The sequence below is a fragment of the Nocardia sp. GCM10030253 genome, assembly GCF_042675075.1.
GTDB lineage: Bacteria > Actinomycetota > Actinomycetes > Mycobacteriales > Mycobacteriaceae > Nocardia.
On the sequence record NZ_JBHTDL010000004.1, the window covers coordinates 17,011 to 28,686 of the forward strand.

The 11,676-nt window shown below is 66.5% G+C and carries 11 protein-coding genes; 5 read left to right on the plus strand and 6 right to left on the minus strand.

Annotated elements, in window-relative coordinates; all coding sequences use genetic code 11:
* The first annotated feature begins 7 nt into the window (after nt 1-7).
* The 3 genes from ACFQZZ_RS04100 to ACFQZZ_RS04110 all read left to right on the plus strand — a co-directional run bounded on the left by ACFQZZ_RS04100 (nt 8) and on the right by ACFQZZ_RS04110 (nt 4,019).
* On the plus strand, nt 8-505 hold the full coding sequence (locus tag ACFQZZ_RS04100) for a PH domain-containing protein (RefSeq protein ID WP_378674141.1): 498 nt from the start codon (nt 8-10) through the stop codon (nt 503-505).
* Nucleotides 502-2,109 carry a PH domain-containing protein gene (locus ACFQZZ_RS04105; RefSeq protein ID WP_378674144.1) on the plus strand — a complete coding sequence of 536 codons (1,608 nt, stop codon included), beginning with the start codon at nt 502-504 and terminating at the stop codon, nt 2,107-2,109. The genes ACFQZZ_RS04100 and ACFQZZ_RS04105 overlap by 4 nt, the downstream gene beginning before the upstream one ends.
* 71 nt (nt 2,110-2,180) lie before the next feature.
* Complete coding sequence (locus ACFQZZ_RS04110; RefSeq protein WP_378674147.1) at nt 2,181-4,019, plus strand: APC family permease; 1,839 nt, start codon at nt 2,181-2,183, stop codon at nt 4,017-4,019.
* A 62-nt stretch (nt 4,020-4,081) separates the two neighbouring features.
* Here the strand turns inward: ACFQZZ_RS04110 and ACFQZZ_RS04115 are convergent, their stop codons facing one another.
* From ACFQZZ_RS04115 to typA, 6 genes are all read right to left on the minus strand, one after another.
* Nucleotides 4,082-4,513 (minus strand): hypothetical protein, encoded by a 432-nt coding sequence (locus ACFQZZ_RS04115; RefSeq protein WP_378674150.1) that lies wholly within the window; start codon nt 4,511-4,513, stop codon nt 4,082-4,084.
* Nucleotides 4,510-4,668 (minus strand): hypothetical protein, encoded by a 159-nt coding sequence (locus ACFQZZ_RS04120; protein ID WP_378674153.1) that lies wholly within the window; start codon nt 4,666-4,668, stop codon nt 4,510-4,512. Before ACFQZZ_RS04120 ends, ACFQZZ_RS04115 begins: the two co-directional genes overlap by 4 nt.
* A gap of 30 nt (nt 4,669-4,698) precedes the next feature.
* Nucleotides 4,699-6,165, minus strand: a complete 1,467-nt coding sequence (locus ACFQZZ_RS04125) for an amino acid permease (protein ID WP_378674156.1) — start codon at nt 6,163-6,165, stop codon at nt 4,699-4,701.
* 78 nt (nt 6,166-6,243) lie between these two features.
* Nucleotides 6,244-7,119, minus strand: a complete 876-nt coding sequence (gene mshB / locus ACFQZZ_RS04130) for an N-acetyl-1-D-myo-inositol-2-amino-2-deoxy-alpha-D-glucopyranoside deacetylase (protein ID WP_378674159.1) — start codon at nt 7,117-7,119, stop codon at nt 6,244-6,246.
* Nucleotides 7,116-8,849 carry an ABC transporter family substrate-binding protein gene (locus ACFQZZ_RS04135; RefSeq protein WP_378676342.1) on the minus strand — a complete coding sequence of 578 codons (1,734 nt, stop codon included), beginning with the start codon at nt 8,847-8,849 and terminating at the stop codon, nt 7,116-7,118. The genes mshB and ACFQZZ_RS04135 overlap by 4 nt, the downstream gene beginning before the upstream one ends.
* Nucleotides 8,850-9,132: 283 nt before the next feature.
* Nucleotides 9,133-11,031 carry a translational GTPase TypA gene (typA, locus tag ACFQZZ_RS04140; protein ID WP_378674162.1) on the minus strand — a complete coding sequence of 633 codons (1,899 nt, stop codon included), beginning with the start codon at nt 11,029-11,031 and terminating at the stop codon, nt 9,133-9,135.
* Nucleotides 11,032-11,182: 151 nt separating this feature from the next.
* On the opposite strand from typA, the gene ACFQZZ_RS04145 reads away from it, so the two are divergent.
* Nucleotides 11,183-11,359, plus strand: coding sequence for a hypothetical protein (locus tag ACFQZZ_RS04145; RefSeq protein WP_085998628.1), 177 nt, complete (start codon nt 11,183-11,185; stop codon nt 11,357-11,359).
* A 20-nt stretch (nt 11,360-11,379) separates the two neighbouring features.
* Nucleotides 11,380-11,670 (plus strand): 4a-hydroxytetrahydrobiopterin dehydratase, encoded by a 291-nt coding sequence (locus ACFQZZ_RS04150; protein ID WP_378674165.1) that lies wholly within the window; start codon nt 11,380-11,382, stop codon nt 11,668-11,670.
* Nucleotides 11,671-11,676 lie beyond the last annotated feature (6 nt).

Genomic DNA, 11,676 nt, shown 5'->3' on the forward strand with positions numbered 1-11,676 from the left:
GTCAGGCATGTCGCAGCCGCGCACGATCATGGCCGATCCGGCCTGGCGCCCGAGCCCAAAAGCGAAACTGCTGTGGACCCTCCAGGCCGCGTTGGCCTGGCTCATTCCGCTGGTAGCTCTGATTGTCTGGGTGTTCGTCGACTCCGCACACCGCGCGGCGCAGCTGACGGTCTTCGCCGTGGCGGCGGTGCTCGCGGCATTCAGTATCGCCGTGGTGCCGCTGTGGCGGTATGCCGTGCATCGGTGGCAAGTCACCGACGAGGCCGTGTATACCCGGGTCGGCTGGTTGACGCAGGAGAGCCGAGTCGCGCCGATCTCCCGGGTGCAGACGGTGGATACCGAGCGTGGGCCGCTGGAGCGGCTGCTGGGACTGGCCACGGTGACCGTGACAACCGCCTCGTCGGCGGGGGCGGTACAGATCTCCGCACTCGATCTGGCGGTGGCCGAGCAAACCGTCACCCGGCTTGCCGAGATAGCGGCACTGCACCGCGGCGACGCGACATGACCGAGCCCCTACCGCCCGCGGCGGCTGGCAACGCCGCGGAGACAGACCAACCGTGGCTGCGCCTCGACAAGCGAATGCTGCTCGTATATCCCGTCACCGAGGTGATCAAGTTCATTCCGGTGCTGATCGGCTCGGTAATCCTCGGCACAAGCAGCGGCAATCACGGGTGGAGCATCATCACGCTGGCGCTCATCGTCGGGTTCGCGCTCACCAGGTGGTTCACCACCACATACCGGGTCGGCCCGACGCATGTCGAGTTGCGCACCGGATTGATTCAACGTAAGAAGCTCTCGGTGCCGCGTTCGCGGATCCGGTCGGTCGATATCGAGGCCGACCTGTTGCACCGGGCCCTCGGGTTGGCGGTACTCGCGATCGGTACCGGCCAGCATGCCGAGTCGGGTGAGAAGTTCAAGCTCGACGCCTTGGACGCGCGGGTGGTGCCCGAACTGCGGACCGCCCTGCTCGCACACACCGCGGGCGCACCACATGCCGTTGCCGGACAGTCGGTTCCACGCTCGGCCGACGCGACGGATCCGCTCCGAAAAGGGCTGCCGGAGTATGAATCCGGCGATCTGCCGACGACCACATCGGACCGCGCCAGGGAGATCGGGCATTGGCGGCCGAGTTGGGTGCGCTACGCGCCACTCTCACTGACCGGGTTCGCGATCATCGCACCCGTCGTGGGTCTGGCGTTCCAGTACGGGCTCGGGCAGACGCTGTTCAACTCGGATACGGTGCACAACATCGAGGACGGCAGCTCCGTCTTCCTCGCGATAGCCGGTGTGCTGCTGTTCCTCGCGATCGTGATCGTGGTCAGCCTCACTTCCTGCGCCCGTTATCTCACCACGTATTTCGGCCTGCGCGTGCTCGATAACGGCCACACCCTGCACCTGCGCCACGGCCTCTTCACCACCCACCAGACCACCCTGGACCGAGCCCGATTCCGCGGCGCTACCGTCAACGAGCCACTGCTGCTGCGCCTGGCGGGTGCCGCGGAGCTCGAAGCCATCATGGTCGGCGAAAATCCACGTCAGCGGATTCTCCCGCAGGCCCCACGCGCCGCCGTCGAGCACACGCTCGCGCAACTGCTCGCACCCGGCGCTGCCACCGCCCGAGCCTGGTCGAGCGAGTTGGGCTCCGCACCGCTGACCGCACACGGACCGGTCGCCCGTCGCCGCAGACACTCCCGAGCGTTGACGCCGGTCCTGCTCATCGTGGTCACCATGCTCGTCGCTTCCCTTGCGGGAGTGGAGTATTCGGCGTGGTGGTGGCTGCTGCCCGCAGTCCTGGCGGGCGTCGCCGTCGCCGTGGCCGAGGACCGGTACCGCGGCCTCGGCCACACCGTCCTCCCGGCAACCGAGAGCAGCCCCACCTGGCTGATCACCCGCGCAGGCTCGCTCGACCGCGACCGCGACTGCCTGGAGGCCCCCGGTGTCATCGGCTGGACTGTCCGCCAATCCTTCTGGCAAAGGCGCGCGGGCGTCGCCACCGTCGTTGCCGCCTCCGCTGCGGGCAAGAAGCACTACCTCGTGATCGACATCCCCCTCGACCGAGCCTGGTCCCTCATCGAAGCGGTCACCCCTGGTCGTCTCGGCGCCCGTTGAGTCGGTCGAAACGCGGTACTCGGCGGTGTCGCTGAGCGGTTGCCGAGCCCGCGCCGCGTTCAATGGTGTGCGTGGTCGAGACGCTGGAGTCGGATTCGCAGGAGCCGCGGATAGTCGATCGCCGGCAGCGGCGACACCAGCGTGGCGATAAATATCGACTGACGGCTCTCGGCGGGCTGGCGGCATTGTCGCTGGATGCACTGTCCAGCGTGGCCTACGGGCCGGAAGCGATCGTGCTGGTGCTCGTCGCGGCGGGCGCGGCCGCGGTCTCGTGGACACTGCCGGTGTCGCTGGCGATCGCGACCTTGTTGCTGGTACTGGTGCTGTCCTACCGGCAAGTGATCGCCGTGCATCCGGACGGCGGCGGTTCCTACGCGGTGGCGAAGAAGGATCTCGGTCGTGGCGCCAGCCTGCTCGCGGCGGCGAGCCTGGTTGTCGACTATGTGCTCACCGTCGCGGTGAGCCTTGCCGCCGGCGCGGCCAGCCTGGCAAGTGCGTTCCCCGTGCTTGCGGATAATCTGCTGCTCGTCACATTGATCGGACTCGCGGCACTGACCGTGATCAACCTGGTCGGGGTGGCCGAATCGGCGAAAGTACTGATGGGGCCGACGCTGCTGTTCATCGTCGCGATCTTCGCGGTGATCGTGGTCGGGCTGTCACGCGCGGAGCCGGTCGCCGTGATCGGCGTCGACCGCGGACCGATCGTGCCGATCGACGCCATCGGGATTCTGCTGCTGCTCAAGGCATTCGCCGCCGGATGCTCGGCGCTGACCGGGGTCGAGGCGATCGCCAACGCGGTGCCGTCGTTCCGGACGCCCGCGGTGCGACGGGCCCAGCACACCGAGATCGGCTTGGGTGTGCTGTTGTGCGGGATGCTGCTGGGTCTGGCCGTGTTGATCCGCCACCACCACACGGTTCCGCGCGACGACGTCACCCTGCTCGCCCAACTCTCGGCGGCGGCGTTCGGCACCGGCTGGCCGTTCTACCTCACCAGCCTTGCGGTCACCCTCGCGTTGTGCCTGGCCGCGAACACCAGCTTCGGTGGTCTGCCGGTGCTGCTGTCGCTGCTGGCGAAGGACCATCGGGTCGCGCATCTGTTCGCGTTGCGCTCCGAACGTCCGGTGTTCCGTTACGGCGTTGCGGCACTTGCGGTTCTGGCCGGGACGGTGCTGATCGTCGTGGATGCCGAAACCCACCGACTGCTCCCGGTGTACGCGGTCGGTGTATTCATCGGGTTCACCATCAGCCAGACCGGCCTGGTCCGGCATTGGAGCGCACAGCGCGGTCCCGGCTGGATATCCCGCGCCGCACTCAATGGCTTCGGGGCCATCCTTACAGCGGTAGCGGCCGTGGTGCTGCTCGCCGAAAAATTCACCGAAGGCGCGTGGCTGCTGCTGATCATCGTGCCCGCCTTGATCATCCTGTTCGCCCGCACCGAAAACTATTACCGCAGCGTCGCAGAGCAGCTCAGTCTCGGCCGAATCCCGGCGCTCCCACCACAATCCCCAGACCCGGAGCCGATGCTTATCGTGGTCCCGGTGGTCGCGGTCAGCGAGGTCACCGCACGCGCCCTCCGCACCGCCCAGGCAATGAACGGCGAAATCGTCGCCGTCGCAGCGGAAATCGACCCCGCATCCACCCGCCGCCTCAGCCACCAATGGAAGGAATGGAATCCCGGCGTCCCCCTCACCGTGCTGCCCTGCCCCCACCGCAGCCTTGTCGCTACTCTCGTCGGCTATGTCCGCAACCGAAACCGCTACGGCCGCCAGGTCACAGTCCTGCTGGCCCAGGTAGAGGCCCACCATTGGTGGCACCGCCCGCTCCACAATCCCCGCGGCCCAGTCCTCGCCGCAGCTCTACGCGCCCGCACCGACGCCATCATCGCCACTCTCGCAGTGCGGCTGGATTGACCGATCCGACAGGCCGAAGACGGATTCACCCAACCGGGTCGACCGGAAAATCAGCGCTCGGCTCAGCGACCGCCGAACAGTCCCGAGTTGAGTCGGAAATAGAGATAACCGAGCGGTGGCACCAGCCCACAGAACAGGAGAAGTGCGGTGCGCCAATCGCTTCCGAGCATGATATCGCCGCCGGGGCCGGTCACCGAGCACACCAGGAAGCCGAAAGTCCATGCGGCGATGGGCAGGATCGCGAAACCGACGCGAGTGGTCACCGAGCGGACGCCCATGACGAGCAGGACGTTGATCACGCCGGCCAGCACGGCGGAGAGCGGGAACGCGACCGTGCCGAGGTAGGTCGGCAGATAGAGCACCTCGACGGCCAGAGTGATCAACCCGTCGAGCACAAGGAGGGTAATGATCACCGGCGCCAGGGATTCCAGATCCGGCTGCGGCTTGCCATAGCTCGACTGCGCCGCGGCACTGTTGTCGACGGCGGACCTCACGCGACCGGGGGAAAGCCGAGGAGGGTCAGCAGATGGCTCTGCATATCGACGAACGCGTACAGCACCGACATATAGAGGTCGTGCTGCTGCTGTCCGCCGGGGCGCAGGCTGTCCACGAAGCCCACGATCGCGTTCTGCAGGTCCCAGTTGTACATAGATATCGAGTCTATTCCGGCGGCTGAGGTTCAGTCACCGTCGATCGGGATGTTGGCCACCACCGGATACTCGCCGGTGTAACCCTGGCGTTCCTCGGCGATCGCGAGCACCCGCTTGCGCGCGGCGAACCAGCCGACGATCAGCGCCGGAATGATCAACGCCAGCGAGGCAACGGTCCACGTGCCTACCGGATAGTCGAAGCCGGTCAGTACCACCACGAAGAATAGGAAAGCGAGCGTGGCCAGGCCGGTATAGGGCGCACCGAACATCTGGAACGACGGCCTGCTGAGCTTGCCCTGCTTGGACCAGCGCCACAATTGCAGCTGGGCGAGCACGATGGTGGCCCAGGAGGCGACGATGCCGAGCGAGGCCATGTTCAGCACGATCTCGAAGGCCTGATCCGGCACGAACCCGTTCAACGCGATGCCGCACAGCGCGATCAGGCTGGTGAGCAGGATGCCGCCGTAGGGAACGCCGTTGCGTCCCATCACACCGGTGAACTTCGGCGCGCTGCCGTTCATCGACATCGACCGCAGGATGCGACCGGTCGAATACAGACCCGCGTTCAGGCTGGAGAAAGCCGCGGTCAGCACAACGAGATTCATCACGCTGCCGATGCCGGGCACCCCGAGCATCGTGAAGAAGGTGACGAACGGGCTCTCCTTGGCCGTGTAGGAGGTGTAGGGCAACAGCAGCGCGAGCAGGACCAGCGAACCGACGTAGAAGACCGCGATGCGCGCGATCACCGAGTTGATGGCGCGCGGCATGATCTTGCCGGGGTTCTCCGTCTCCCCCGCCGCAGTGCCGACCAGCTCGACGGCGGCGTAGGCGAACACGACGCCGGAGGTCACCACGACCAGCGGCAGGATCCCGGTCGGGAACATGCCACCGCCTTCGGTGATGACGCTCGGTCCGGTCGGGTGGCCCTGCACCGTGAATCGGCCGAGCAGGAAGATCGTGCCGATGATCAGGAAGGCACTCAGCGCGAACACCTTGACCAACGCGGCCCAGAACTCCATCTCGCCGAACCACTTGACCGACATCAGGTTGACGCCGAGCACGAGCACCAGCGCGATGAGCGCCAGCAGCCACTGCGGGATATGTGAGAATCCCGCCCAGTAGTGGAAATATTGAGCAATCGCTGTGGTGTCGGCGATCCCGGTCATCGACCAGTTCAGGAAGTACATCCAGCCCGCGACAAACGCGGCCTTCTCACCGAAGAACTCGCGCGCGTAGGACACGAACGACCCTGACGATGGCCGGTGCAGCACCAGCTCACCGAGCGCGCGCAGAATGAAGAATACGAAGACTCCGCACACCGCGTAGACCAGGAACAGCCCTGGTCCAGCGCTCGCGAGCCGCCCGCCGGCACCCAGGAAGAGGCCGGTGCCGATGGCACCGCCGATGGCGATCATCTGGAGCTGACGCGGCTTGAGGCTCTTGTGATAGCCGTCGTCTTCGATGTTGAGGTGGGCCCTGTCGTCGACCGCTGTCATGAACCGCTGAATCCTCCACGTCGATGTCCGAGATCACGAAGACGGTACCCGGAGCCCGAAATCGGTATTCAGCAACCCTCAGGCAATACCGCTGAACAGGTCGTGTTCCCGACCATCCGAGCCGACGACGCCACGCTGCCCGCGCACGAGCACATAGTGCTCCTCGGGCAGCACCGGCTGCGCGACGTTGTTGGACAGCGCGAATTCTCGGCCCGTCGGCGCCACCATCACCTGCGTTGCGTGTGCCCGCAGCGCACTCCGCTTGGCCGCGAGCGAATCGGACACATCGATCGTCGTTGTCACCGTGTGGCTCGGCACGCTGGCGAGTTCCCCAACCGAGGGAAGCCGCCAGCCGGGCGGCAACGCGCCAGGCAACCCTTCGACGGTGCGTCGCGCGAGCACTTCGGTGTGCAGGCGCAGCATCTCGCCATCGGTGACCGTCCAATAGAACTTCGGGGTATCCCAGCCCTGGTCGGCAGCCGCGTGCACCGCGGCCGTGGTGATCTGATGGGCCCGAATGTGGTCGGGGTGGCCGTAGCCGCCCCTCGGGTCGTAACCGATCACTACCCGGGGCCGCAGCTCGAGCAGCACCTCGGTCAGCGCGTCCACCGCCGCCGCGCCGGAATGCACGAAGGCTCGCGGATTCTCCGCCGCGGGTGTGCCCGCCATACCGGAGTCGCGCCAGTGGCCCGCACCACCCAGGAAACGCGGTGGGCCCGCATCCAGCGCGGCAAGCGCCTTGGTCAGTTCCAGCACCCGATAGCCGCCGAGTTGGTCGGCCTCATCGGCGGTCAGCTGCGCCCACTCGTCGCCGATCACCTCGCCCTCTTCACCGAGGGTGCAGGTCACCACCGTGACCGGCACGCCGCGGCGGCGATAGTGCGCGATCGTGCCCCCGGTGGTGATGGACTCGTCGTCCGGGTGGGCGTGGACAAGCAGCAACCCACCGGTCATGGGATCCTGCGCCACATCGCCGCGTCACCGAAGATGCCCACCTGAATGGCGCCACTGAGCGAGGCGCCGTCGACTCGGGGACCGGACGCGGCGACGACGTTGTCCTGCACGATCGGCAGCACCGTCGCCAAATTCCACAGCTTCGGCTCGGCGTCGGCCAGTGCCCGGCCCACTTCGATTCCGCGCAGCGCCTCTTCGATCGCAGGCTGCAGTGTGGGATCGCAGATGCCGGACACATTGCTCGGCGCCTTCTTGGCCGCTTCGGCGTTGGCCTGCGAATTCCCGTTGCTCGCACCGGTATCCACGGGCGGGCAGCCGTAACGCGAGGCGAGCACGGTGGCCGGGTCCGAGCCCGCGACCTCCCAGCCGACGATCGCGTCGACCGCACTCTCGGTCAGATCTTTGCCGTAGAGGGTATCGGAGGAAACGCTGCGCACGCTGGCATCGATTCCGGCACTGCGCAATTGGTCTGCCGCTGTATTCGCCACCGCGATCGCGGTGGCATCGCCGGTGGCCGCGCCGATTCGAATCGCCAGCGCCTTACCGTTTTTCGCGAGGGGGCGCGGTCGTGGCGCCGGTGAGGTCGGCGAGGTGACCGGTGGCGGTTCCGGCGCACGGCCATAGCCTGCCTCGGCAAGTAGCCCGAAGGCTTCGTCGGTGGTCGGCCGTGGCGGCGCGGTCGGCGCATAGCCGGGGTCCGAGGGGGTCAGGATCTGTGCGCGCACCGGCTCGACCCAGCCGCCGGTCTGCGCGCCGACAGTAGCGAGCAGCGCCGGATCCAGCAGTGCGAGCACGCTGTGGCGGACCCGGGGATCGCCGAGATCGCCACTGCGACCGTTCAATACGAACTGCAGCTCGCGCGATTGGGGCATGATCGCGGTGCGCACCGACGGAATCGCCGCCAGCTGAGCCTGGGTTGCGACACCGCCGTGCACCAGCGTCATCTGGGCATCGCCGGTGCGCAGCGAATCGGCCAGCTGCGCGGGCGTTCCGCCACGGCGCAACAGGATCTGGTCCGGAGCCGCAGGCGTGCCCCAGTACCTGTCATTGCGTTCGAGCAAGATCTCGTCCCGGCCCCGATCGACCGATTTGATGTCGAAGTTGCCGCCCGACACCGGGATTCGCTCGACCAGACCATTGGCGAAACCGCCGGGCACGTCCTTGACCAGATGCGAGGGCAGCAGATTCGAGAACAGTTCACGCCAGGCCGGATAGGGCGCGGTCAGGGTGACGGTGACGGTTTTGCCGCCACCGGAGGAACTCACATCGGAGATGAGCCGATAACCTGCCGGATCGACGACACCGGGCTGAGTGATCATCTGCTGCCACAGGAACCGGAAGTCTTCCGCGGCGATCGGCGCACCATCCGACCAGTTCGCCTGATTGCGCAGCTGATAGGTGATGGTGAACGGATCCTGGGCGGTGACATCTGCCGACACCACCAGCGCCGTGTCCGGCACCCACTCGGTGGCGCCGGGCACCGCCGGACTCGGCACCGGACGGAACGGGCTCGGCAGCACCATCGAACTCACCGCCGCGGTGGCAGGCGACTGGTCGGAGCGCAGGTGCGGATTGAACCCGATTCCGATGTCGTCGATGGCCACCACGACGGTGTTCTTGCCTGGTTTGGCGGGCGTCGTCTTGGGACTGTCGGTGCTTTCGATCGGCGGTGGCGGATTCGCGGTGCAGCCGGCGAGCACCGTTATCGAGGCCGCCGCGATCACCAGCATTCCGCGCACCGTCGCGCGTCGTCTTGCCCCCGAGCTCACGTTCGGCACTCTACTTCGCCTCGCTGACGCTCGGCTACGCAGACCGCCGAAGGCGCTGTGTTTCCGATTCGCTCGCTACGCTCCCTCATGACTTCGCCTCGCTGACGCTCGGCTACGCAGACCGCCGAAGGCGCTGTGTTTCCGATTCGCTCGCTACGCTCCCTCATGACTTCGCCTCGCTGACGCTCGGCTACACAGACCGCCGAAGGCGCTGTGTCTCCGATTCGCTCGCTCATGACCGGGGCTACAACGCGGCCCGGTCCCGAGCCTTCCGTCGCGACAGCTCGCGTCCACGCTCGGTGGCGCCGAGGATGACCTTGCGCACCCGGACCACCTCCGGCGTGACCTCGACACACTCGTCGTCGGAACAGAACTCCATCGCGGCCTCGAGATCGAGCTGCAACGGCTTGGCGAGCGTCTCGAACACATCCGCGGTCGAGCTGCGCATGTTGGTCAGCTTCTTCTCGCGGGTGACGTTGATATCGAGATCCTCGGCACGCGGGTTGATGCCGACGACCATGCCCTCGTAGGTGTCCGCGCCGGGTTCGACGAAGAACTGGCCACGATCGGCGAGCTGGATCATGGCGAACGGGGTCACCGAACCTGCCCGGTCGGACACCAGTGCACCGGTGTGCCTGGCCCGGATCTCGCCTGCCCACGGCGCGTAGCCGTGTGAGACGGCGTTGGCGATGCCGGTGCCGCGGGTCTCGGTCAGGAAGTCGGTACGGAATCCGATCAGGCCGCGCGACGGGACGATGAACTCCATCCGCACCCAGCCCGCGCTGTGGTTGGCCATCTGGACCATCTTGCCCTTGCGGGCAGCGAGCAGCTGCGTGATGGCGCCGAGGTATTCGTCCGGGCTGTCGACGGTCAGCTCTTCGTACGGCTCGTGCACCTTGCCGTCGACCAGCCTGGTGACCACCTGCGGCTTGCCGACGGTCAGTTCGAAGCCCTCGCGGCGCATCTGCTCGACCAGGATGGCCAGCGCCAGCTCACCACGGCCCTGCACCTCCCAGGCGTCCGGACGGCCGATGTCGAGGACCCGCAGCGACACGTTGCCGACCAGTTCCTGATCCAGGCGCGACTTCACCATGCGTGCGGTCAGCTTGTGGCCCTGCACCCGACCGACAAGCGGCGAGGTGTTGGTGCCGATTGTGACCGAGATCGCAGGCTCGTCGACGGTGATGCGCGGCAGCGCGACCGGATTGTCCGGATCGGCGAGCGTATCGCCGATCATGATCTCCGGGATGCCCGCGATGGCGACGATGTCACCGGCCTCGGCGACCTCGCCGGGCTGACGCTCGACACCGATGGTCTGTAGCAGTTCGGTGATCTTGACGGTCTTGACGCCGTCGGCGTGCATCCAGGCAACGTTCTGCCCCTTGCGCAGCTCACCGGCGTAGATGCGCACCAGCGCGAGACGACCGAGGAAGGCCGAAGCGTCGAGGTTGGTGACATGCGCCTGCAGCGGCGCGGCCGCATTGCTCTTGGGCGCCGGGATGTACTCCAGCAGCACGTCGAACAGTGCGTCGAGGTTCTCGGCGTCCGGCGCGTTCCCGTTCTCGGGACGCTCCTTGGACGCCTTGCCCTCACGACCCGACGCGTACAGAACCGGCAGGTCCAGCGCGAGTTCGGCGGCCTCGGCGGCGGCGTCGTCGAGATCGGAGGCCAGATCGAGCAACAGATCGTGGCTCTCCTCGACGACCTCGGCGATGCGGGCATCCGGACGGTCGGTCTTGTTGACCACCAGGATCACCGGCAGCGACGCGGCGAGTGCCTTACGCAGCACGAACCGGGTCTGCGGCAGCGGCCCCTCGGACGCGTCGACGAGCAGCACGACACCGTCGACCATGGAGAGGCCGCGTTCGACCTCACCACCGAAGTCGGCGTGGCCGGGTGTGTCGATGACGTTGATCACGGTCACCGAGCCATCCGGGTGGTGCCGGTGGACAGCGGTGTTCTTGGCGAGAATGGTGATGCCCTTCTCGCGCTCCAGGTCGCCGGAGTCCATCACCCTGTCGACGAGCTCAGCTCGCTCGGCAAAGGCTCCTGACTGGCGCAGCATGGCGTCGACCAGCGTCGTCTTACCGTGGTCGACGTGGGCCACGATGGCGACGTTGCGAAAATCGCGTGCAGACGACACGCCTAATCCTCCTGCTGTTGGTGTTGGTGCGGGCCGACCCCTGCAAACAGGTGGAGAATCGATACTCACCGGGCATTGCGGCCAGTAACAGACTACCGGTATCCCGGTGCGCCGCAGACCACGCGTCCCGCTAAGGGTATGCTAACCAACTATGGGCAAGGTCAAGGCAAAGAAGGTTTCGAGTCTGAAACCCAAGAAGAAGTGCTGTCGCAAGAAGACGCGCTGCCTGAAATGCCCGGTTGTCATCATGCGGATGAAACGCCTGGAAGCCGCTGGTTGCTGCGGAAAAGAGCTGAAGAAGGGCCTCAAGAAAGCCCGCGCCGCCTGATCTGTGCGGATACTTGGGCTATGGCTACCGAACTGTTGTCCGACGCCGATATCAACGACGCACTGAAGGACCTGCCCGACTGGCAACGGTCCGGCAACACCATCACCCGCACGATCGAGGCACCGACCTTTCCCGCCGGAATCGAGTTGGTACGGCGGGTCGCCGAGGCGGCAGAGGCCGCAGACCACCACCCGGATATCGATATCCGCTGGCGCCGGGTCACTTTCGCGCTGTCGACCCACTCGGCGGGCGGGCTCACCGGCCGCGACATGATGCTCGCCCATCAGATCAACCAGTTGGCAAAATACTGAGATCGA

What these genes read in the sequence shown, in the direction of transcription:
- ACFQZZ_RS04100 (WP_378674141.1), top strand. Translation starts at nt 8, where the DNA reads ATGTCGCAGCCGCGCACGATCATGGCCGATCCGGCCTGGCGCCCGAGC.
- ACFQZZ_RS04105 (WP_378674144.1), top strand. Translation starts at nt 502, where the DNA reads ATGACCGAGCCCCTACCGCCCGCGGCGGCTGGCAACGCCGCGGAGACA.
- ACFQZZ_RS04120 (WP_378674153.1), bottom strand. Translation starts at nt 4,668, where the DNA reads ATGTACAACTGGGACCTGCAGAACGCGATCGTGGGCTTCGTGGACAGC.
- ACFQZZ_RS04125 (WP_378674156.1), bottom strand. Translation starts at nt 6,165, where the DNA reads ATGACAGCGGTCGACGACAGGGCCCACCTCAACATCGAAGACGACGGC.
- mshB (WP_378674159.1), bottom strand. Translation starts at nt 7,119, where the DNA reads ATGACCGGTGGGTTGCTGCTTGTCCACGCCCACCCGGACGACGAGTCC.
- ACFQZZ_RS04135 (WP_378676342.1), bottom strand. Translation starts at nt 8,849, where the DNA reads ATGCTGGTGATCGCGGCGGCCTCGATAACGGTGCTCGCCGGCTGCACC.
- ACFQZZ_RS04145 (WP_085998628.1), top strand. Translation starts at nt 11,183, where the DNA reads ATGGGCAAGGTCAAGGCAAAGAAGGTTTCGAGTCTGAAACCCAAGAAG.
- ACFQZZ_RS04150 (WP_378674165.1), top strand. Translation starts at nt 11,380, where the DNA reads ATGGCTACCGAACTGTTGTCCGACGCCGATATCAACGACGCACTGAAG.